Here is a 20,673-nt window from a genome sequence, read left to right as displayed (position 1 = left end):
AGCGGCATGCTTATTCGCGTGAGGCCGTTTCCGGCCGGCCGAAGACCATGCTTCGCATGACGCCATCGCGCAACAGCCCCAAATGCACCATGGCAGCCAGGACGTGAACGCCGATAAGTCCAAGCATTATCCAGACCAGCTTCTGATGCACGAAGGCGAAACCCCTTGCCGACAGCGCCCCTACGGAGGGCGCCAGCGGCACGGGCCAGGTTCCGAAAAGCCGTGCAGGGGGCATGAAAGGCATTGGCCGATAGCCTAGCCATCCCGTTATCAGGACGGCGAGGATCGTGACATAGAGAAGCACGTGGAAGAAAGCCGTCGCAAACCGCAGGAATCGTGAGGTTGGCCTGACGGGGGCCTGCGTGAAGCTGCGCCAGCAAAGCCTGAGGACGACGATGGTCAGGATCGTCACGCCGATCGACATGTGAAGCGGCAGCCAGTTCATCATCGTCATGCCCGGCCCCCGCATCGGCCCGAAGGCAATGGCGATTTGCGCCGCGAGCGCCGCCACGGTCAGCCAATGCAGCAGACGAATGCCGAAATGCCAATGCAAGCGAGGTTTCCCGCTCACCTTCGCGGCCCGCCGTTTTTCAAGGGTGCGCATGAGGGCGTGATGTCTTCGTCCTCTTCAACGGACCTGATTGCGCAAAGAGGTACAATGCTTCTTCGCCAAGCGCTTGAAAATGCATGGTGATCCCGACAGGAATCGAACCTGTGACCTACAGATTAGGAATCTGCCGCTCTATCCTACTGAGCTACGGGACCACGCGGCCCGACACATAGCCGCTTCGGACCGTTTCGCCAAGAGGCCGGCCGCATGCAATCGGCCGACCTTCTGGGCAATGAGCTTCAGGCGGCCAGGGCGGTTTCCGCCAGCTTCACCCAGTAGCTCATGCCGTGCGGGATGGCCTCGTCGTTGAAATCATAGGCCGGGTTGTGAAGACCGGCAGTGTCGCCATTGCCGATGAAGATGAAGGCGCCGGGGCGGGCTTCCAGCATGTAGGAGAAATCCTCGCCGCCCATCACCGGCTGGATGCCGCGGTGGACCTGGGCGTCTCCGGCGACATTGGCGGCGATATCGCTAGCAAACATCGTCTCTTCGGCGTGATTGAAGGTCACGGGGTAATTTGCCTGGTAGTCGACCTCGATCCTGGCGCCGAAGGCGGTCGCCAGGCCGTCGCAGATGGTGCGGATGCGCTCTTCGGATTTCTTGGCGATCTCCTTGCGCAAGGTGCGAACGGTGCCGGCGATCTCGGCCGATTCCGGGATGATGTTGTAGGCGTCGCCGGCATGGAACTTGGTCACCGACACCACCACGGCCTCGACCGGATCGGTGCTGCGCGAGGCGATCGTCTGCAGCGCGCCGACCAGCTGGCTGGTGATGACGATCGGATCAATCGTGCCGTGCGGCATCGCGGCGTGACCGCCCCTGCCTTTCACGGTGATGGTGAATTCGGCCGTCGCCGCCATGATCGGGCCCGGACGGATGGCGAACTGGCCGACGGGCAAGCCCGGCATGTTGTGCATGCCGAACACTTTGGAGATGTCGAAGCGCTCCATCATGCCGTCCTTGACCATCTCGTTGCCGCCGCCGCCGCCTTCCTCCGCCGGCTGGAAGATCACCGCCACGGAGCCGGCGAAATTGCGCGTCTCGGCAAGGTATTTGGCGGCACCCAAAAGCATCGCGGTGTGACCGTCGTGGCCGCAGGCGTGCATCTTGCCGGGAACGGTCGAGGCGTAGGGCTTGCCGGTGATTTCATTGAGCGGCAGCGCATCCATGTCGGCGCGCAGGCCGATGGTGGCGCCTTCGCCCTGGCGGCCGCGGATGACGCCGACGACGCCGGTCTTGCCGAGGCCGGTGACCACATCATCGCAACCGAACTCCTTTAGCTTCTCTGTGACGAAAGCCGCCGTCTTGAAGACATCGAAGTTCAGCTCCGGCGTCTGGTGCAGATGCCGGCGCCAGCCGGCGACTTCGTCCTGCATTTCAGCGGCGCGGTTCAGGATTGGCATGATGGTTCCATTCGTTGTTGGTGCAGCCGGCTTCAGCCTGTGTTTTGCAATTGTACCCGGGGTTTTGCAATTGTGCGCGGGGTTTTGGAATTGTGATTGTCAGGCACTTTGCCATGTTGGCGTCACATAGGGTAAATAGCACCGCACCGATGCGGTCCGTTTTTGAGGGTCGGACTCATTGTGCTGGCGGTCGCGTAACGAAATCTTACGGAGCCAGGGGCAATCAGGGCAAGAGGCGATTTCGGATTAGATCATGCGGCACAGGCATTTCCTCAAACTATTCTCGGCTGGCGCAATCATGCTGTCGGTCCTGGCCGGGCCGGCGCTGGCCAATCCGGTGGTTGTCTTCGATTTGAAGAACGGCCAGATCCTGCAGCACCAGGATGCCTTCAAACGCTGGTATCCGGCCTCGCTGAGCAAGCTGATGACCGCCTATGTGACCTTCCGGGCGATCGCGGCCGGCGAGGTCCAGCTCGATTCACCGATCAAGGTGACCAAGCACTCCGCCGGTGAGCCGCCAAGCAAGATGGGTTTCAAGCCGGGCTCGGTGATGCGGCTCGACAATGCGCTGAAGATGATGCTGGTCAAATCGGCCAATGACATCGCCATGGCTGTCGGCGAGAATGTCGGCGGCTCGCAGGCCGCCTTCGCCGAAAGGATGAATGCCGAAGCGGCTCGGCTCGGCATGAACGGCACCCATTTCGTCAATCCGAACGGCCTCTACTCGCCAGACCAGTACACGACGGCGCGCGACCTTTCGGTCCTGGTTATGGCGATCCGCCGCGAGTTCCCGCAATATGCGCCGTGGTTCTCGATCGAAGGCCTTGCGGTTGGCAAGAAGGCCATTCCGAACTACAATCTCCTGATCGGCCGTTACCCCGGCGCCGATGGCATGAAGACGGGCTTCGTCTGCCCTTCCGGCTTCAACATGATCGGTTCGGCGACGCGCAACGGCCGCACGCTGGTCGCGGTCGTGCTTGGCGAGAAGTCGGCGATCAGTCGTGCCGAGACCGCGGCAAAACTGCTCGACCAGGGGTTTGACACGCCCACGGCCGGTTCGGCCACCGTCGCGACGCTGGCGCCCTATGGCGACACGGTCTCGCCCAACGACATGCAAGACGAGGTCTGCAAGAAGAAGACGTCGGAGGAGCAGTCCGAGGCGCCGCCCGCTGTTGCCGCCAAGGACGCGCCGAAATCGCCCTATCAGGAAAAGCTCGACCATGTGCCGACGCTGGTTGCCGTCGGCCTCGGCGGCGCCACCGGTCCGGCGCCGAAGGCGATGCTCGACCAGGGCGGCCAGGAATATGCCGACGTGCCGATCCCGAGCTGGCGGCCCGATCGGCCGGTGCCGACCGGCGGCGGTCCGGCCGTTGCTGGTTCCGCCGCACAGGGCGACCAGCCGGTCAAGGTCGCGAACTAGAGCATGATCCCGAACCGAAGGTCCGCGTCAGCGAAACTTGGAATCCGGTTTTCGGAAAAGATCATGCTCAAACAAAGAGACAGATCCCGATGAATGGGTTTCCGATCCCCGTCTCGGTGCTGACCGGCTTCCTCGGCGCCGGCAAGACGACGCTGCTCAACCGGCTGCTGAAGGATCCGGCGCTGGCCGACACGGCGGTCATCATCAACGAGTATGGCGAGGTGGCGATCGACCATTTGCTGGTCGAGCAGGCCTCCGACGGCATCATCCAGCTTTCCGACGGCTGCCTGTGCTGCACCGTGCGCGGCGAACTGGTCGACACGCTGGCCGATTTGGTCGATCGGCTGCAGACCGGCCGTATCGCCCGGCTTGCCCGCGTCATCGTCGAGACCACGGGGCTGGCCGACCCGGCGCCGGTGCTGCAGTCGATCATGGCGCATCCGGCGCTCGTCCAGGCTTTCCGGCTCGACGGCGTCATCACGCTGGTCGACGCGGTCAATGGCAATGCCACGCTCGACGCCCATGTCGAGGCGGTCAAGCAGGTCGCCGTCGCCGATCGCATCGTGCTGAGCAAGGTCGACCTGGTGACCGATGCCGGCGATCTCGACACGCTGCGGGCGCGCCTGCGGCAGATCAATCCGGGCGCCGAACTGCTTGATGCCGGTCATTCAACAACCGGCGTGGCGGCGCTGTTTGATTGCGGCCTCTACAATCCCGCCACCAAATCAGCCGATGTGCGCCGCTGGCTGGGCGAGGAAGCGGCGCACGACCATGCTCACGACCATCACCATGACGATCATGCCCACGGGCATGACCACGATCACAGTCATGATCATGGCCATAGCCACGATTCGCGCGTGCGCTCCTATTCGCTCGTCCATGACGGTCCGGTGCCGTTTTCAGCGATAGAAATGTTCCTCGACCTGTTGCGTTCGACGCATGGCGAGAAGCTGCTGCGCATGAAGGGCGTGATCGAACTCAGCGAAGATCCGTCACGTCCGCTGGTCATCCACGGCGTGCAGAAGATCCTGCATCCGCCGGCGAGGCTGCCGGCGTGGCCGGACGCCCAGCGCGGCACGCGGCTGGTGCTGATCACGCTCGACATGCCGGAAGACTATGTGCGCAGGCTGTTCGCCGCCTTCACCAACCGGCCGTCGATCGACACACCCGACCGCGCGGCACTGGAAAACAATCCGCTGGCGATCGCCGGAAGATAGCGTTTTGCATCGAAATTCAGACGGTCTCGCCGCGCTCGACCAGGAACCTATGGCCGCCTGATACCGCCGCTGTTTCAATCAGCTGGTGGCCGGCATCCGAGCAAAAGGCGGGAATATCGATGACGGCGAGCGGATCGGTGGTCTCGAGCCAGAGCCGGCTGCCCGGCTGCATTCCCGCGAGGCGTTTCTTCGCCTTGAGCACGGGAAGCGGGCAGTTCAGCCCTTTCAGGTCGTAGACAGCGGTATCCTCGGCCAAGACCAGGCTCAGCCGCCGAACATGCCGAGCAGCTTGTTCTTCAGCTTGGTCACCCGGCTTTCATCGGCGCTCGCTGCCTGCGTTTCGGCTTCCGGCGCGGCCTCCGTCGGGGCGGCTATGGTGGCGGTGGCGACCGGGGCTTCCTTGGCGGCCTTTGCCGCTTCCTTTGCCGCCACGGCTTGCGCCTTGGCCGCTTCCTTTTCGGCCAGCGCCTGCGCCTTTGCGGCCTCCTTGGCCTGCTTGGCGGCCTCTATCGCGGCCAGCCTCTGCTCCTCGGCCTTCTGCTTGGCGGCTTTCTCGGCGTCCAGTGCCGCCATCTTGCGGCCGGCGGGCGAATCGATGCGGCCCATGCGCGCCGTTTCGCTCACCGTGCCGTCATTGTTGAGCGAAGGCGGATCGATCGGCACGCGCTCGCCGCGCGCCCGGCGCTTCGACCAGTCGGAGACGATGCTAGCTTCCTTGATGCCGGCGATGGTCGGCTTCGGCGGAGGCACGCTTGCCTTGAGCGCGCTGTTGAAGGCCGCGTCATAGGTGCTCTGATAAGCGTTGTAGGCGCTCTTCAGCGAATCCGGCTGCGTGGTTGCCGGGCATGGTCCGGTCGGATCGAATGTCTGGCCATCGGCGGCGACCTGGTTGAAGACGTAGCGCTTCTCGCAGACATCGACCTTCGGCGGCACCTTGGTGACCTCGAAATTGTCGTAGCCGACCTTCAGCATCTTCCAGAACTCGTAGTTCGGGTCGTTGCGGTAGCGCGCCATGTTGGCGGCGGTCATACGGAATGGGAAGGCCTGGACCTGGAACTCGGTCTGGCCGCCCTGGAAAGCGTCGCGGCCGAAGGCATAGATCTGCTCGATCTGCGCGTCGGTCATCGAATAGCAGCCCGAGGACGAACAGGCGCCATGCACCATCAGGTTTTGGCCGGTGCGCCCATTGGCGCGGTCATAGGCGTTGGGAAAGCCGATGTTGAAGGACAGATGGTAGTTGGAGCGCGGATTCATCTGCGACGGGCGGACCGTGTAGAACCCTTCAGGCGCCTGGCGGTCGCCTTCGGTGTATTTGGGGCCGAGCTTGCCCGACCATTTGCAGATGTCGTAGCTCGCCACCATGTCGTAGCGGCCGTTGGTCTTGGCTTTCCAGATCTCGAGCTTGCCCTCTTCCTTGAAGATGCGCGCCATCACCGAGGAGGTGCGCACCATGCCCTTGGCCCTCATGTCGGCAAGGATCTTGTCCGGCAGCGGCTTGTTGGCTTCCGGGGCAAAGTCCTTCATCGACGAATCATTGCAGCCGGCGATGGCTATCGAGGCGGCGAGGACTCCGGTGCGGGCGAGCTTGGCAAACATGGATACGACTATGTCTTTTCCCTCGGGCCAATGGCTGCGAACTGCCGAGCCCGTATGCTGAACACCGACGGACCGTAAGCCCGTTAACCTTGAAAATTCCTTACCGCAAGCTTCGACCAACCCCTCACGGCAATTTCATTGACCCGAATCCGGCGGCATTTTTGTGGCGAAATTGCACATTGCCGCCACATTGCCGCGCGCGCGGGGCTTCCGATGGCCTTGTCCGCCGGCAGGTGCCGTCAGAGACTGCGGCCCATCGCCAGATATTTCTCGCGGCGCTGTTCGCGGAAATCGGTGTTGGCGCCGGCAAATTCCTTCATCGTCTTGGCAATGAGGTCGCCGGTCGCGGCAATCACCGTTTCGGGCGCGCGCTGGGCGCCGCCCATCGGCTCGGGGATGATGGCGTCGATGATCTTCAGTTCCAGAAGATCCTGCGCGGTGATCTTCATGTTGGTCGCCGCGTCCTTGGAGCGCGTGGTGTCGCGCCACAGGATCGAGGCCGCCCCTTCCGGCGAAATCACCGAATAAATGGCGTGTTCGAGCATGTAGACGCGGTTGGCGGTGGCGATCGCGATGGCGCCGCCCGAACCGCCTTCGCCGATGACCACCGAGATCGACGGCACTTTTAGTGCAAGGCAGGCCGAGGTCGAGCGGGCGATGGCTTCGGCCTGGCCACGCTCCTCGGCGCCGACGCCGGGATAGGCGCCTGCTGTGTCGACCAGCGTCAACAGCGGGATCTTGAAGCGGTCGGCCAGTTCCATCAGCCGCACCGCCTTGCGGTATCCTTCCGGACGCACCGAACCAAAATTGTGCCTCAGGCGGCTGGTCGTGTCCGAGCCCTTTTCCTGGCCGATGATCGCGACAGGTTCGCCGCGGAAACGGGCAAAACCGCCGACGATCGCCTGGTCCTCGCCGAAATTGCGGTCGCCGGCGAGCGGCGTGAAGTCGCTGAACAGGCCCTTGATGTAGTCGACGCAGTGCGGCCTGTCGGAATGGCGGGCAACCTGCACCTTCTGCCAGGGCGTCAGCGCCTTGTAGAGATCGCGCAGCGCGTCGCGCGAACGCTTCTCCAGCCGGGTGATCTCATCGGCGACATCGACCGCTTCGCCATTCTCGGCAAGCTTCTTGAGCTCGAGGATCTTGAGCTCGAGATCCTGCACCGGCTTTTCGAAATCGAGATAATTATACATGCTTGGGCGGACCGATACGTCGGAAGGCAAGGACTGCGGAACCCTTGAAACCAAGGCTCCCGGCGGTGAAATGTCGTCCTCACATAGCGATATGAGGCCTAGTCGGCAAGCGGATGATGATCGTTGACCAGCCGCACCAGCCGCTCCTCCAGCACATGGGTGTAAATCTGTGTCGTCGATATGTCGGCATGGCCGAGCAACTGCTGCACCGCCCTGAGATCGGCGCCGTTCTGCAGGAGATGGCTGGCGAAAGCATGGCGCAGCACATGCGGCGATATCTTGGCCGAGGCGATGCCGGCCCGCGCCGCCAGCCCTTTCAGGTCGCGGGCAAAGACCTGGCGCGAGAGATAGCCGCTGTCGGACGCCGCCGGAAACAGGAACGGGCTGTCGGCGAAAGCGGGCACTCCGGCCCGGGCGGCAAGCCAGGCGCGCATCGCCACCCGCGCCTTGGCCGAGAGCGGCACCATGCGTTCCTTGTCACCCTTGCCGCGCACCATAAAGAAACGGTCGTCGCGCTGCGCAACCGTCACAGGCAGGCCGACCAGCTCGGAAACGCGCAGGCCGGTGGCGTAGAGCACCTCGACCAACGCGTGCAGGCGTAGCGCGGCCAGCCTGTCACTGTAGCCGAGCCCGGCGTCGCCGGCTTCCACCGCGGCGCGGTCGATCAGCCGGCCGGTTTCGGCCTCGCTCATCGTCTTGGGCAGCGGACGGCCTTTTTTCGGGCTGTCCAGTGTGCCGGTCGGGTCATCGGTGCGCAGGCCCTCGGCGTAGAGGAATTTGAAGAACTGGCGGATCGCCGACAGTTTGCGCGCCTGCGAGGTCGGCGCGAAGCCGCGAGCTGCGATGTCGTCGAGATAGGCACGGATATCGGCGGCGGCTGCACCGGCAAGCCCGCCATCGATCCCGCTCGAAGCGTCTTCGAGGTCACGTCGGTAGGAGGACAGCGTGTTTTCGGCGGCGCCGCGCTCGGCGCTCATCATTTCCAGGAAGGCCTCGATGCGGGCGGCGCTGTTCATCCTCGGGGATCAGTTTTCTTCGGGGTCAGTTTTTCTTGGGATTCAGCTTTTCCGGCGGGATGCGCACGCTCATCTCGGCTTTTTTGGGCTCGACGAACATCACCAACGCGAACATCGTACCATAGGCAATGCCGGCCAGAATCGCGAGGATCACGACAAAGCGAAACAGTGTCGGCATCAATTTTCGCCCGTCTTCTTGTTCTGCGTTTCCAAACCCTGTGCCCTTATGGGACGCCTATCCGGCCAATTCAAGGAAGAAGCGGAGGCCTGTCAGCAACTTCTGATGCAGGCATCCTCCGCCCGATATAGGCTTGCCTGTGCTCGGCACGCTTGACGCAAACCGGCTTTTCATGTCGATACGCCGGCAAAGAGGGCCCAAGAAACAGCTGATGAACGCGCACCAGGCAAATCCTCCAGGCGAGAGCCTCGCCGCGCTGCTTGGCCGGCTGGGCAGCCGGTCCATCGTGTTTGTCGGCCTGATGGGCGCCGGCAAGACGGCGATCGGCCGCAAGGTGGCGACGATGCTTTCGCTGCCCTTCATCGACAGCGACCAGGAGATCGAAAGCGTCTCGCGCATGACCGTGCCGGAGCTGTTCGAGCGCTATGGGGAGGACCGAGTTCAGGGCCCTGGAGCAGCGTGTCATCCTGCGCGTGCTTGAAAATGGCCCGCAGGTGCTTTCGACCGGCGGCGGCGCCTTCATGAACGCGCAGACGCGCGAAGCCATCGCCGCGCATGGCGTCTCGGTGTGGCTAAAGGCGGAACTCGATCTTCTGATGGACCGGGTTTCGAAGAAGCAGAACCGGCCGCTGTTGAAAAGCGCCGATCCCCGCGCCGTGCTGGAGCGGCTGATGGGCGAGCGCTATCCGGTCTACGCGACATCAGATGTCACCGTGCCGACCCGCGACGACCGCAAGGAGGTTATCGCCGCCGAGGTGCTGGACGCGCTGTGCCGGCATTTCGGCATCGATGAAATTGCAGCGACGGGCGAGATCGAATCGTGAGCGTGGACCAGTCAGTCACCGTCGAAGTCGGCCTTGGCGACCGGGCCTACGACATATTGATCGGCTCCGGCCTTTTGTCGCGCGCCGGCGAGGAGATTTCACGCCGGCTACCGGGTACGCGCGCGGCTGTCGTTACCGACGAGAATGTCGCCGCCGCGCATCTCGATACGCTGAAGGCAGGGCTCGAGAAGGGTGGCATCCAGCCCACCGTCATCACGATGCCGCCGGGCGAGAAGACCAAGAGCTTTGCCCATCTCGAAGAGGTGGTTGATGGGATTCTGGCCGCAAGGCTGGAGCGTGGCGACGTCGTCGTCGCGCTGGGCGGCGGCGTCATCGGCGATCTCACCGGTTTTGCCGCCGGCATCGTGCGGCGCGGCATGAATTTCGTGCAGGTCCCGACCTCGCTGCTGGCGCAGGTCGATTCCTCGGTCGGCGGCAAGACCGGCATCAACAGCCCGCGCGGCAAGAACCTTGTCGGCGTCTTCCTGCAGCCCAGGCTGGTGCTGGCCGACACCGGAGTGCTCGACACGCTGCCGATCCGCGAATTCCGCGCTGGCTACGCCGAACTCGCCAAATACGGGCTGATCGACCGGCCGGAACTTTTCGCCTGGCTGGAAGTGAACTGGCAGAAGGTGTTCGCCGGCGGGCCGGAGCGGGCGCAGGCGATTGCCGAAGCCTGTCGCGCCAAGGCCGATGTCGTCGCGCGCGACGAGTTCGAGACCGGCGACCGGGCACTGCTCAATCTCGGCCACACATTCGGCCACGCACTCGAAGCGGCCACGCAGTATGACGGTGCCCGGCTCGTCCATGGCGAGGGGGTCGCGATCGGCATGGCGCTGGCGCATCGCTTCTCCTCGCGGCTCAATCTGGCAAGCCCCGACGACGCGGCACGCGTCGAAACGCATCTGCGCGCCGTCGGCCTGCCGTGGCGGATGTCCGATATTCCGGGCGAATTGCCGGATGCCGAGGCACTGCTTTCCTTCATCACCCAGGACAAGAAGGTGTCGCGCGGCGCGCTGACCTTCATCCTGACGCGCGGGATCGGCCAGGCTTTTATCGCCAAGGACGTTCCGGCTTCCGAAGTGCTGTCGTTCCTGAGGGAAAACCATCCAGCCAGCCGGAAAGCCGGCTGAAATGGATAATGGCTGGATCGTCGTCGCCGTTCTTGCCATCCTCATCCTGCTGGTCGTTGCCGTGCGCACGCGCCTGCTTGCCATGTTCGGCTATGAGCTGTCGCGCATCGAGCCGCAGCGCTCGAGCCAGGACGAGCTGCGCGGCGCGGTCGACGATTTCCGCCGCGACGGCCAGGTGGTGCGCGAGGACCGCGACCGCATCGGCGGCCTGTTCGATCTCGAAGAGCTCGAAGTCTCCGATATCATGGTCCACCGCACCAATATGCGCTCGGTCAATGCCGATAATGCACCGGAAGCGGTGGTGCGCGAGATCCTGCAGAGCCCGCACACCCGCATGCCGCTGTGGAAGGGCTCGCTCGACAACATTGTCGGCGTGCTGCATGCCAAGGATCTGCTGCGCGCACTGAACGAAGTCGGTAACGACTTTTCCAAGATCGACGTGATGAAGATCGCCTCGAAACCCTGGTTCGTGCCCGACACCACGACCTTGCAGGAACAGCTCAACGCCTTCCTGCGCCGTAAGGCGCATTTCGCCGTCGTCGTCGACGAATATGGCGAGGTCGAAGGGCTGGTGACGCTGGAGGACATCATCGAGGAGATCGTCGGCGAGATCGCCGACGAGCACGATGTCGACATCCAGGGCGTCAAGCAGGAGGCCGACGGCTCCGTCGTCGTCGACGGCAATGTACCGATCCGCGACCTGAACCGGGCGCTCGACTGGAACCTGCCGGACGAGGAAGCGACGACGATTGCCGGCCTCGTCATCCACGAGGCGCAGTCAATCCCCGAGGAGAAGCAGGCTTTCACCTTCCACGGCAAGCGCTTCATCGTCATGAAGCGGGACAAGAACCGCATTGCCAGGTTGAGGATCAGGCCGGCGGGCGACGCCTAAAGCGTCGCGTTTTGAGCGCATTCCTGCGACGGACTTTAGGTCCTTGTTTTGCGCATGTCGTTGCCCCTCACCGGGGCCGCTTTTGGGCGATATGCATTAGAGCGGGTCGGTTTGCGCCAGGCGTTTGAATCCCGGCAGAGCGGCCAGCACCTCGACGAGATGGTGCGTCGGAACAAATGATGCGGGCTCGTCGAAAGGAAAGTGCCATTCGCAAGCGCCGCGAAACGATGCACTGCCGCGAAAGGCGATGCCGTCCATTCCAATCTTGGTCGGATGCATGTCCCTTATGGTGATCAGTTTCGTTCTCGTTTCGAGCTTTTGCCTGAATTCATCCATGAGGGCTTCTCCGTCGGGGCTGTGGAGCGCCTCGTTGAGTCTGCCGCGCGCTGCAGCGGCGGCATCAAAGCCCTTGTCCTTGTTCCACAGGTTCAGCGCTCTTTGCACCTCTGTTGCAATCCAGGAGATCGTCCTGTTCGATATGCGCTCTTTGTCCACTTTGGCTGGTGCCGCCAGACCCAATTCACCTTCAACAAAGTCACCGACAATTCCACGCTTGTGTTGCAGAGCGGTATTGAAATTTCGAATCGAGATGCGCTCTGGCCCGAACAGATTGCTGAGGACATCGACAAACTGAAGGGCGCCGCTCAGCGGTGTGTTCGGTGCGAAGCCCAGAGTTTCTTTGAGAAACGCGTCGAACGAGCCGATATGCCCCCAGCGAACTTTCGACGCCCAACAGGAATATATAAAACCGATGCCGTTGCGGACGTAGAGTATGAATCGGTCGATCGAGCCAAGAAAGGATTTCATCTTGATAAGCTCGGCCAGGTCGAAAGTATTGAAGATCTCAGAAGAAATCAGACGGATGGGGTTTGTGGTTGAAAATGGATAACTGAAATTCTCTGCCTTTAGGGAACGAGCTTGGAGCATGCTCGAATAACGTTCGCGCTCGGGGGTAAAAAGGTCGTTTGGGCCGGGAGATATACGATGCGTGCTGAGCCAGCACGCCAGCCGGTGATGCCCAGTCAGGCTCCCTGTGCCATCGGGTTCATAGAAGACGTTCTGTGCCGCCAGCCACTCGCGACGAGCTGCCAGGAACTCCTGGATCGATGTGGTTCCGGTCTTGTGAAAGCCAGCATGGACGATCGTCGTTGTCATTTATAGCTTTGGAGCTTTCTTGCCGGCGCGCCTTGGACTTTGTGGGCAGGCAAGTCGTCGGACTTACAGTCCCTATCGATTCATATCCACAACGATCTGTAAATCCGGCCCGTATCACAATCGATTTATCAATGCAGGATGACGGCACCTCGGCTGGACCTTAACCTCAACACCAGGGAACGTCCCGGCACGTTACCGATCTTTCACTGGAACTTCGCGGCGTCCCTGTGCATTTTGCGCCGGGCGGTCAGGAGAAGATGATGGTCGATCGGCGAACCCTGCTTCTGGCTTCGATGGCGGCTTTTGTGCCGGCCACGACGTTTGCGTGCCAATCCTCACCATCTCCCAAAACCTTCGACTACGGACCGGCCAAGCTCGACATCTATGCGCCCGATGCCGCAAGCGGGTTGCCCGTGGTCTTCTTCGTCCATGGCGGGGCTTGGGAGTTCGGCAAGCGCAACCAGGTGGGCGCCAAGCCGGCCTTCCTGCTCGCCAACGGCTTCTGCTTCGTCTCGATCGACTATCGCATGTTGCCCGAGGCCGATGTCGCCACCCAGGCCAATGACGTGGAAAAGGCCTATGCCTATGTCATGGCCAACGTCGCCGGGCATGGCGGCGACCCCACGCGCATTGTCGGCATGGGCCATTCGGCCGGTTGCCATCTGATCGCGCTGACCGGCATGCGCGGCGGGCTGCCCGGTGTCGCCGGTCTTCTGCTCGACGATACCAGGGCCTATGATCTTGCAGCGCTCGAGAAGAACGGCGGCATGGAGCGGGCCTATGCGCGGGTCTTTTCCGACCCTTCGCAGTGGGCGGCACTTTCGCCCGCCAGCTATGTCGATGGCCGCAAGCATCCGCCGAGCTTCATCGCATACTCGGGGGCGTCGGGCCGTGGCGAGGAGTCGAAAGCCTTCGCCGAGCGCTTGCGCGCCACGGGCACCGAGGTCACGCTGTTCGACGGCAGCGCCTATACGCATATGTCGATCAACCGCGATTTCGGCAGGGGTGGCGACGCGTTGACCGCTGCCGCGCTGACGTTTCTGAGATCGACTGTCGGCTGATCGCGGTCCAGTTCGCTCGCCACTACTGCAGCTGGATCATGCCAAAAGCGGCGGCGGGATATTGCCGTGCGGACATCCCTAGGTGCAATTGGTTCTCATGACTTGGAGAAAAATTGCATGAATGGCGCCGATGCCCTGTGCGACGTGCTGCTGGCCAATGATGTGACGGTCTGCTTCGCCAATCCCGGCACCTCCGAAATGCATTTCGTTGCCGCGCTCGACCGTAAGCCCGAGATGCGCTGCGTGCTCGGTCTGTTCGAAGGCGTGGTGACGGGTGCGGCCGACGGCTATGCGCGCATGACCGACCGCCCGGCCGCGACTTTGCTGCATACCGGTCCGGGCCTGGCCAATGGACTGGCCAACATGCACAACGCCCGGCGTGCGTTCAGCCCGATGATCAACATCGTCGGCGACCACGCCTCTTATCATCTGCCGCTCGACGCGCCGCTCACCAGCGACATCGAAGGCCTTGCGGCGCCGATGTCCAACTGGGTTCGCCGCATCGCCGGGCCGGCCGATGTCCAGCCGGCCACGGAGGCGGCCTTCCGCGCCTCGCTGACCCCGCCGGGCGTCACCACGCTGATCCTGCCGGCTGATGCGGCCTGGGGCGATGCTGCCCCGGCCTCGCCGGGCAAGGTCGTCCTTTCGCCGCCGCCGGCCGTCGATAGGGACGCTGTGCGCGCGACCGCCGAGGCGATCCGTGCGGCTCCGGGCCGTGTCGGGATGATCGTTCGCGGGCGAGCGGCGCGCGCCGATGCGCTCGAGATCGCCGGCCAGATCTCGACGGCCTGCGATGTGCGCCTGTTCAGCGAGGTCCTGATCGCGCGCATGCAACGCGGGCGCGGGCGCGTCGCGCCGACGCGCATCCCCTATCCGATCGATGCGGCGACGGCGCTGCTGGCGGATATCGACGTACTGGTGCTGGTCGGCGGCAAGGAGCCGGTTGCCTTCTTCGCCTATCCGGGAAAACCGGGACGGCTGGTGCGCGACGACTGCCAGGTGCGGACGCTTGCTGCTCATGGCGATGATCTGCATGCGGCGCTGGAAGCACTTCGCGACGAACTCGGCGTCAAACCATCGCAACAGGTTGACTTCGCAACCGCTTTTCCCGATGAGGCTGCGCCGAGCGGCGGGCTGACGGAAGATGCCATCGCGCTGTCGGTGGCGCGCAAGCTGCCGGACAATGCGATCGTCTGCGACGAGGCGGTCACCTCGGCCAGGCGCTTCTTCGCGCTGTCGGCCTTTGCCGCGCCGCACGACTACATGATGGGCACGGGCGGATCGATCGGCGGCGGCATCCCGATGGCGACTGGAGCGGCCATCGCCTGTCCAGACCGCAAGGTGATCAATCTGGAGGCCGATGGCAGCGGCATGTACACGGTGCAGGGCCTGTGGACGCAGGCGCGGGAAAATCTCGACGTGGTGACGATCGTGTTTTCCAACCGCACCTACGCGATCCTGCATGGCGAGATGAAGAATGTCGGCGTCAACGCGATCGGCGAGAACGCCAGGCGCATGCTCGACCTCGACCATCCCGCACTGGACTGGGTGTCGCTGGCCAAGGGCATGGGCGTGGAGGCGGCGCGCGCCGACACCTGCGAGCGCTTCAACGCGCTGCTGGACAGTGCCCTGTCTCGGCGCGGGCCGTTCCTGATCGAAGCGGTGATCTGACCGCGCCGGAGGGCCACGGCGGACTGATCTACCAGCGGGTCTTTTCGCCGGGCGCCGCCGGTTCGATCGCCAGAGCATGAACGCCGGCCTTCAGTTCGTCGGCAAGCAGTTCGTTGACGGCGCGGTGGCGGTCGATGCGGCTCATGCCGGCAAAGGCGGACGACACGACGCGGACGCGAAAATGCGTCTCGCCGGTGCCGTCATAAGCGCCATGATGGTCCGAGCCGTGGTGATGGTGGCCCGCGTGGAGATGGCTCTCGTTGATGATGACCAGCCGCTCCGGCGAAAATGCCTTATTGAGCTTGTCTTCCATGGTCGCCTGTATGGACATTGCAGTCTCCGTTCACCACATATGGCTGGCGCGCTAGCCCCGGGGGCCGCTATTGCGCAACTAAATCCGCCATTCGCCCGCTTTATGCCGCGATTCAGCGGTTAGGGCGATGATCGCGAAAATGTCAATTCTTGTTTCGCATTTGCGAACGCCCCATAAATGGGTGAGATGAAGCCGTATCCCAAATATTTCGAGAAGATTCGCATCCGCCCTGAAAAGGATGCGGAGCTGAAGTCGCACTCGCCGATCTGCCAGTGGGATGGCTGCAAGGAGCCGGGCACCCATCGCGCGCCGGTCGGGCGCATGAAGGAGGGTGAGTATTTCCGCTTCTGCTTCGACCATGTGCGCGAGTACAACAAGGGCTTCAACTACTTCTCCGGCGTGCCGGACACCGAGGTCGCGCGCTTCCAGAAGGAAGCCATGACCGGCCACCGGCCGACCTGGAAGATGGGCGTCAATGGCGCCTCGACACGTTCGTCGCCCGATATGGCGCAGATGCGCTCCGGCCGCGCCGGCTATTACAACCGCATGCGCGACCCGTTCGACCTGTTCAAAGGGCCGAAGGATCCGCGCGAGGCGCGCGAGCGCAAGGCCAAGCCGCTTGAGGCCAAGGCGCTGGAAACGCTTGGCCTTGATACAAAGGCGACTGGCAAGGATATCAAGGCGCGCTATAAGGAACTGGTGAAACGTCACCATCCGGATGCGAATGGTGGCGACAGAGGTTCGGAAGACCGGTTCCGCGATGTGCTGCAGGCCTATCGCGTGCTCAAACAGGCGGGCCTGTGCTGAGCGACCCTACGGTTTGTGTCGCTTTCCAACTTTCATAAGGTTGGAAAAGGCTCTAAGACCGCCCCCGAACAAAATCGATTGCCGGCGAAACGGGACGTTTCGCCCGTGGAGACGTTGAGAGATATGAACAAGGTCGATCGCGACATCGCCAACCTGCCCGATACGACGGTGTCGGTGAAGGACAAATTCGGCTTCGACTCCAAGATGGTGGTGCCGGCCTATTCGGTGACATCGGAACATGTGCCTGACGTCGATCCGGACTATCTGTTCGACAAGGCAACGACGCTGGCGATCCTGGCGGGCTTTGCCTACAACCGCCGCGTCATGGTGTCGGGCTATCACGGCACCGGCAAGTCGACGCATATCGAACAGGTCGCCGCCCGTCTCAATTGGCCCTGCGTGCGCGTCAATCTCGACAGCCATGTCAGCCGTATCGACCTCGTCGGCAAAGACGCGATCGTCGTCAAGGACGGGCTGCAGATCACCGAATTCCGCGACGGCATCCTGCCCTGGGCCTACCAGCACAATGTCGCGCTCTGCTTCGACGAATACGATGCCGGCCGTCCGGACGTGATGTTCGTCATCCAGCGCGTGCTGGAATCGTCGGGCCGGCTGACGCTGCTCGACCAGAGCCGGGTCATCCGTCCGCATCCGGCGTTCCGGCTGTTCTCGACCGCTAACACGGTCGGCCTCGGCGACACGACCGGCCTCTACCACGGCACGCAGCAGATCAACCAGGCGCAGATGGACCGCTGGTCGATCGTCACCACGCTGAACTATCTGCCGCACGACAATGAAGTGAACATCGTGCTGGCCAAGGCCAAGCACTATCGCGACAACAAGGGCAAGGACATCGTCAACAAGATGGTGCGCGTCGCCGACATGACGCGTTCGGCCTTCATCAATGGCGATCTGTCGACCGTGATGAGCCCGCGTACCGTCATCACCTGGGCGGAAAATGCCGAGATCTTCGGCAATATCGGCATGGCGTTCCGGCTGACCTTCCTCAACAAATGCGACGAGCTGGAGCGTTCGGTGGTGGCCGAATTCTACCAGCGCGCCTTTGGCGAGGATCTGCCCGAGAGCGCCGCCAACGTGGTGCTGGGCTAAGCAGAGCCTCGATGGCGGGTCCGGGCGACAACACGCGCAACAAGTCGAAGACGGGGTCTGAAGCCGACAGCTTCAAGCGCGCCGTCACCGTCTGCATGCGCGCCATTGCCGGCGACAAGGACATGGAAGTCGGCTTCGCCAAGGACAGGCCGGCGCTCGCCGGCAGCCGGGCGCGCTTGCCCGAACTGCCGAAGAAGGCCTCCAAGACCGATATTGCGATTACTCGCGGCCTCGGCGATTCCATGGCGCTGAAGCGCGCCTGCCATGATGCGCGCATCCACACCAAGCTGGCGCCGGAAGGCAAGGCGGCGCGCGCCATCTATGACGCGGTCGAGCAGGCCCGCGTCGAGGCGATCGGTAGCCGCGCCATGCAGGGCGTCGCCGACAATATCGGCTCGATGCTGGAGGACAAATACGCCAAGGCCAATCTTGTCGACGTCAAGGACAAGGCCGACGCGCCGATCGAGGAAGCGCTGGCGCTGATGGTGCGCGAGAAGCTGACCGGCCGGGCGGTCCCCAAGAGCGGCGAGCGGCTGGTCGAGCTCTGGCGGCCCTGGGTCGAGGAAAAGGCCAAGGCCGATCTCGACGGCCTGTCGGCCAAGCTTGACGACCAGCAGGCCTTTGCCCGCGTCGTGCGCGAAATGCTCGCCTCCATGGAGATGGCCGAGGAACTCGGCGACGACCAGGAGACGGAAGATTCCGAGGACAATGACGACAACCAGCCGCAAGGCGAGGAGCAGAGCGAGGAGGGCGGGGAAGAGGATTCCGGCTCCGAGCAGTCGCAGTCCGAGGACGCCGAGGCTTCGGCTGATGACGAGCAGTCGTCCGAAACGGAGGCGTCCGACGCCACCGCCGACGATCTGTCCGATGACGACGACGCCGATGCCGAGACGCCCGGCGAGGCTCGCCGCAACGACAATCCCTTCACCAATCTGCCGAAGGAAATCGACTACAAGGTCTTCACCACTGCTTTCGACGAGACGGTCGGTGCCGAAGAGCTGTGCGAGGAGGAAGAACTCGACCGGCTGCGCGCCTTCCTCGACAAGCAACTGGCCAATCTGTCGGGCGTGGTCGGGCGATTGGCCAACCGGCTGCAGCGCCGGCTGATGGCGCAGCAGAACCGGTCCTGGGATTTCGACCTGGAAGAGGGTTACCTCGACCCGGCGCGGCTGGTGCGCGTCGTCATCGACCCGATGCAGCCGCTGTCCTTCAAGCAGGAACGCGACACCAAATTCCGCGACACGGTGGTGACGCTGGTGCTCGACAATTCGGGCTCGATGCGCGGCCGGCCGATCACGGTCGCCGCCACCTGCGCCGACATCCTCGCACGCACGCTGGAGCGCTGCGGCGTCTCGGTCGAGATCCTCGGCTTCACCACGCGGGCCTGGAAAGGCGGGCAAGCGCGCGAAAAATGGCTGAAGGACGGCAAGCCGCCGAACCCCGGCCGGCTCAACGATCTGCGCCACATCATCTACAAATCCGCCGACCACCCGTGGCGGCGGGCACGGCGCAATCTCGGCCTGATGATGCGCGAAGGCCTGCTCAAGGAGAACATCGACGGCGAGGCGCTGCTGTGGGCGCACAACCGCCTGATCGCCCGGCCCGAACAGCGCAAGATCCTGATGATGATTTCGGATGGCGCGCCGGTCGACGACTCAACGCTTTCGGTCAATCCGGGCAATTATCTCGAACGCCATTTGCGCGCCGTCATCGAGCTGATCGAGACGCGCTCGCCGGTGGAACTGCTGGCCATCGGCATCGGCCATGACGTCACGCGCTACTACAGGCGCGCCGTCACCATCGTCGATGCCGAGGAACTGGCCGGCGCCATGACCGAGCAACTGGCCTCGCTGTTTGCCGAGGAAAGCGCACGCGACACGCGGCGCGGCGGCATGCGGCGCGCCGGATGATCTTTTCGCGCGGGGGGGTTCGGCAAACGCTCTTCGCCGCCATCGCCCTGTTCGCCGGCGTGGCGTCCGCGCCAGTTCGTTCGGCCGGCTCGGCGCCGGTTTATCCCATCGAGGTTTCGTCCCGCCCGATCACCGAATTCCGCATTGGCCGGACCGACACGCAGTTCGGTTCACTCGAATTCCTCGGCGGGCTGGAAATGACCTCGAAATCGCGCGATTTCGGCGCGCTGTCGGCCTTCCGCTTTCTGAAAGCGGGCAGCGATTTCATCGGCGTGGCCGACACCGGCTACTGGTTCTTCGGCACGGTGGCCCGCGACGCCGACAGGCGGCCGGTGGGCATCCAGAACTTCCGCATGCAGCAGATGGTCGACCAGAGCGGCCAGCCGATCGACGAGAAATGGGAGGTCGATGCCGAAGGACTCGCGGTCAAGGATGGCATCGCCACGGTCGGTTTCGAACGCAATCACCGCGTTGCCCAGTTCAGGATCGACCCGGAGAATATGAAGGCGCCGTACCGGCAGCTGGATTTCCTGGTGCCGGCGCGCGAGCTGCGCCAGAATCGCGGCTTCGAGACCGTCACCCATGCCAATGCCAACGGCCAGCATCAGGGCGGTCTGGTCGTGGTGTCGGAGAAAAGCCTCGACAAATCAGGCAACATCTATGCCGCCATCATCGAAGGGCCGCACAAGGGCGTCTTCACCGTCAAGCGTAACGGCGATTTCGACATCACCGACGGCGCCTTCCTGCCGGACGGCGACCTTTTGCTGCTGGAGCGCAGTTTCACCATGGCGGGCGGGCTCAAGATGCGGCTGCGGCGCATCTACGGCGAGAGTGTCGAGAAGGGCGCCGTCGCCGACGGGCCGGTGCTGCTGGACGCCGACATGGGCTACCAGATCGACAATATGGAAGGGCTCGACGTCTGGACGCGCGACGACGGCGCGGTGATGGTGTCGCTGATCTCCGACGACAACCACTCGATCCTGCAGCGCAACCTCTATTTGGAATTCGTCCTGCACCAGGATTGATTGACGCTTCAGCCGCGAACCCAACGGCGGGTTCGATCTGGTCGGGCGCCTTCCCCCACTCCGTCTCGGCTTCGCCGAGCCACCTCTCCCTCCTCTGGAGGGAGAGGTGGGGAGCCAGCCTGTGCACGCTCGCGCCTCTCCT

The 20,673-nt window shown here is 63.3% G+C and carries 19 protein-coding genes, 1 tRNA gene and 1 pseudogene; 11 read left to right on the top strand and 10 right to left on the bottom strand.

The features are described from left to right. Positions 1–10 precede the first annotated feature (10 nt). From ACVILI_RS00685 to ACVILI_RS00675, 3 genes are all read right to left on the bottom strand, one after another. Entirely contained in the window at positions 11–553 is a 543-nt protein-coding gene (locus ACVILI_RS00685) for a cytochrome b (RefSeq protein ID WP_240565032.1), read from the bottom strand. A 135-nt stretch (positions 554–688) separates the two neighbouring features. Further along, positions 689–765: transfer RNA gene (locus ACVILI_RS00680), tRNA-Arg, on the bottom strand. Between the two features lie 84 nt (positions 766–849). After that, complete coding sequence (locus tag ACVILI_RS00675; RefSeq protein WP_038649981.1) at positions 850–2,013, bottom strand: M20 aminoacylase family protein; 1,164 nt, start codon at positions 2,011–2,013, stop codon at positions 850–852. A 253-nt stretch (positions 2,014–2,266) separates the two neighbouring features. Between ACVILI_RS00675 and ACVILI_RS00670 the strand changes: the two genes are divergently transcribed. Then, positions 2,267–3,433 carry a D-alanyl-D-alanine carboxypeptidase family protein gene (locus ACVILI_RS00670; protein ID WP_457102282.1) on the top strand — a complete coding sequence of 389 codons (1,167 nt, stop codon included), beginning with the start codon at positions 2,267–2,269 and terminating at the stop codon, positions 3,431–3,433. A gap of 89 nt (positions 3,434–3,522) precedes the next feature. After that, positions 3,523–4,650, top strand: coding sequence for a CobW family GTP-binding protein (locus tag ACVILI_RS00665; protein WP_038649976.1), 1,128 nt, complete (start codon positions 3,523–3,525; stop codon positions 4,648–4,650). 16 nt (positions 4,651–4,666) lie between these two features. On the opposite strand, the gene ACVILI_RS00660 is transcribed toward ACVILI_RS00665, so the two are convergent. The 5 genes from ACVILI_RS00660 to ACVILI_RS00640 all read right to left on the bottom strand — a co-directional run bounded on the left by ACVILI_RS00660 (position 4,667) and on the right by ACVILI_RS00640 (position 8,630). Then, a complete protein-coding gene (locus tag ACVILI_RS00660; RefSeq protein WP_019861468.1) occupies positions 4,667–4,906 on the bottom strand; it encodes a sulfurtransferase TusA family protein in 240 nt (79 codons plus the stop codon). Positions 4,907–4,914: 8 nt separating this feature from the next. Further along, positions 4,915–6,246, bottom strand: coding sequence for a L,D-transpeptidase family protein (locus ACVILI_RS00655; RefSeq protein ID WP_038649974.1), 1,332 nt, complete (start codon positions 6,244–6,246; stop codon positions 4,915–4,917). A 239-nt stretch (positions 6,247–6,485) separates the two neighbouring features. Beyond that, positions 6,486–7,436, bottom strand: a complete 951-nt coding sequence (locus ACVILI_RS00650) for an acetyl-CoA carboxylase carboxyltransferase subunit alpha (protein WP_019861465.1) — start codon at positions 7,434–7,436, stop codon at positions 6,486–6,488. A 98-nt stretch (positions 7,437–7,534) separates the two neighbouring features. Beyond that, positions 7,535–8,452, bottom strand: coding sequence for a site-specific tyrosine recombinase XerD (locus ACVILI_RS00645; RefSeq protein WP_038649972.1), 918 nt, complete (start codon positions 8,450–8,452; stop codon positions 7,535–7,537). 25 nt (positions 8,453–8,477) lie between these two features. Then, complete coding sequence (locus tag ACVILI_RS00640; RefSeq protein WP_019861463.1) at positions 8,478–8,630, bottom strand: hypothetical protein; 153 nt, start codon at positions 8,628–8,630, stop codon at positions 8,478–8,480. A gap of 211 nt (positions 8,631–8,841) precedes the next feature. On the opposite strand from ACVILI_RS00640, the pseudogene ACVILI_RS00635 reads away from it, so the two are divergent. The 3 genes and pseudogenes from ACVILI_RS00635 (at position 8,842) to ACVILI_RS00625 (ending at position 11,479) form a co-directional block, all read left to right on the top strand. After that, a pseudogene (locus ACVILI_RS00635) lies at positions 8,842–9,454 on the top strand (shikimate kinase). Continuing rightward, positions 9,451–10,587 (top strand): 3-dehydroquinate synthase, encoded by a 1,137-nt coding sequence (gene aroB, locus ACVILI_RS00630; RefSeq protein ID WP_038649970.1) that lies wholly within the window; start codon positions 9,451–9,453, stop codon positions 10,585–10,587. Before ACVILI_RS00635 ends, aroB begins: the two are co-directional and overlap by 4 nt. Before the next feature lies 1 nt (position 10,588). After that, positions 10,589–11,479, top strand: a complete 891-nt coding sequence (locus ACVILI_RS00625) for an HlyC/CorC family transporter (protein ID WP_019861460.1) — start codon at positions 10,589–10,591, stop codon at positions 11,477–11,479. A 96-nt stretch (positions 11,480–11,575) separates the two neighbouring features. Here the strand turns inward: ACVILI_RS00625 and ACVILI_RS00620 are convergent, their stop codons facing one another. Further along, positions 11,576–12,634, bottom strand: a complete 1,059-nt coding sequence (locus ACVILI_RS00620) for a hypothetical protein (protein WP_141700858.1) — start codon at positions 12,632–12,634, stop codon at positions 11,576–11,578. A 260-nt stretch (positions 12,635–12,894) separates the two neighbouring features. Between ACVILI_RS00620 and ACVILI_RS00615 the strand changes: the two genes are divergently transcribed. Together ACVILI_RS00615 and ACVILI_RS00610 are read left to right on the top strand one after the other, a co-directional pair. Further along, complete coding sequence (locus ACVILI_RS00615; RefSeq protein ID WP_457102281.1) at positions 12,895–13,695, top strand: alpha/beta hydrolase; 801 nt, start codon at positions 12,895–12,897, stop codon at positions 13,693–13,695. A gap of 117 nt (positions 13,696–13,812) precedes the next feature. Further along, a complete protein-coding gene (locus tag ACVILI_RS00610; protein ID WP_457102280.1) occupies positions 13,813–15,366 on the top strand; it encodes an acetolactate synthase large subunit in 1,554 nt (517 codons plus the stop codon). Positions 15,367–15,394: 28 nt separating this feature from the next. Here ACVILI_RS00610 and ACVILI_RS00605 read toward each other — a convergent pair whose 3' ends face one another. Next, positions 15,395–15,697 (bottom strand): BolA family protein, encoded by a 303-nt coding sequence (locus ACVILI_RS00605; protein ID WP_019861455.1) that lies wholly within the window; start codon positions 15,695–15,697, stop codon positions 15,395–15,397. A gap of 159 nt (positions 15,698–15,856) precedes the next feature. On the opposite strand from ACVILI_RS00605, the gene ACVILI_RS00600 reads away from it, so the two are divergent. The 4 genes from ACVILI_RS00600 to ACVILI_RS00585 all read left to right on the top strand — a co-directional run bounded on the left by ACVILI_RS00600 (position 15,857) and on the right by ACVILI_RS00585 (position 20,531). Then, complete coding sequence (locus ACVILI_RS00600; RefSeq protein WP_019861454.1) at positions 15,857–16,486, top strand: J domain-containing protein; 630 nt, start codon at positions 15,857–15,859, stop codon at positions 16,484–16,486. A 123-nt stretch (positions 16,487–16,609) separates the two neighbouring features. Further along, a complete protein-coding gene (cobS, locus tag ACVILI_RS00595) occupies positions 16,610–17,596 on the top strand; it encodes a cobaltochelatase subunit CobS (protein WP_027047444.1) in 987 nt (328 codons plus the stop codon). Positions 17,597–17,607: 11 nt separating this feature from the next. Then, positions 17,608–19,506 carry a cobaltochelatase subunit CobT gene (gene cobT, locus ACVILI_RS00590; protein ID WP_038649968.1) on the top strand — a complete coding sequence of 633 codons (1,899 nt, stop codon included), beginning with the start codon at positions 17,608–17,610 and terminating at the stop codon, positions 19,504–19,506. Then, positions 19,503–20,531 carry an esterase-like activity of phytase family protein gene (locus tag ACVILI_RS00585; RefSeq protein WP_038649966.1) on the top strand — a complete coding sequence of 343 codons (1,029 nt, stop codon included), beginning with the start codon at positions 19,503–19,505 and terminating at the stop codon, positions 20,529–20,531. Before cobT ends, ACVILI_RS00585 begins: the two co-directional genes overlap by 4 nt. Positions 20,532–20,673 lie beyond the last annotated feature (142 nt).

This window comes from Mesorhizobium sp. USDA 4775, from assembly GCF_054062655.1.
Note: the sequence above shows the minus strand (reverse complement) of the source record. Positions and strands in the feature narration are given on the sequence as shown.

Coding starts and splice junctions, on each gene's coding strand:
- ACVILI_RS00675 (WP_038649981.1), bottom strand. CDS start 2,013: ATGCCAATCCTGAACCGCGCCGCTGAAATGCAGGACGAAGTCGCCGGC.
- ACVILI_RS00670 (WP_457102282.1), top strand. CDS start 2,267: ATGCGGCACAGGCATTTCCTCAAACTATTCTCGGCTGGCGCAATCATG.
- ACVILI_RS00665 (WP_038649976.1), top strand. CDS start 3,523: ATGAATGGGTTTCCGATCCCCGTCTCGGTGCTGACCGGCTTCCTCGGC.
- ACVILI_RS00655 (WP_038649974.1), bottom strand. CDS start 6,246: ATGTTTGCCAAGCTCGCCCGCACCGGAGTCCTCGCCGCCTCGATAGCC.
- ACVILI_RS00650 (WP_019861465.1), bottom strand. CDS start 7,436: ATGTATAATTATCTCGATTTCGAAAAGCCGGTGCAGGATCTCGAGCTC.
- ACVILI_RS00645 (WP_038649972.1), bottom strand. CDS start 8,452: ATGAACAGCGCCGCCCGCATCGAGGCCTTCCTGGAAATGATGAGCGCC.
- ACVILI_RS00640 (WP_019861463.1), bottom strand. CDS start 8,630: ATGCCGACACTGTTTCGCTTTGTCGTGATCCTCGCGATTCTGGCCGGC.
- ACVILI_RS00625 (WP_019861460.1), top strand. CDS start 10,589: ATGGATAATGGCTGGATCGTCGTCGCCGTTCTTGCCATCCTCATCCTG.
- ACVILI_RS00620 (WP_141700858.1), bottom strand. CDS start 12,634: ATGACAACGACGATCGTCCATGCTGGCTTTCACAAGACCGGAACCACA.
- ACVILI_RS00615 (WP_457102281.1), top strand. CDS start 12,895: ATGGTCGATCGGCGAACCCTGCTTCTGGCTTCGATGGCGGCTTTTGTG.
- ACVILI_RS00610 (WP_457102280.1), top strand. CDS start 13,813: ATGAATGGCGCCGATGCCCTGTGCGACGTGCTGCTGGCCAATGATGTG.
- ACVILI_RS00605 (WP_019861455.1), bottom strand. CDS start 15,697: ATGTCCATACAGGCGACCATGGAAGACAAGCTCAATAAGGCATTTTCG.
- ACVILI_RS00600 (WP_019861454.1), top strand. CDS start 15,857: ATGGGTGAGATGAAGCCGTATCCCAAATATTTCGAGAAGATTCGCATC.
- cobS (WP_027047444.1), top strand. CDS start 16,610: ATGAACAAGGTCGATCGCGACATCGCCAACCTGCCCGATACGACGGTG.
- cobT (WP_038649968.1), top strand. CDS start 17,608: ATGGCGGGTCCGGGCGACAACACGCGCAACAAGTCGAAGACGGGGTCT.
- ACVILI_RS00585 (WP_038649966.1), top strand. CDS start 19,503: ATGATCTTTTCGCGCGGGGGGGTTCGGCAAACGCTCTTCGCCGCCATC.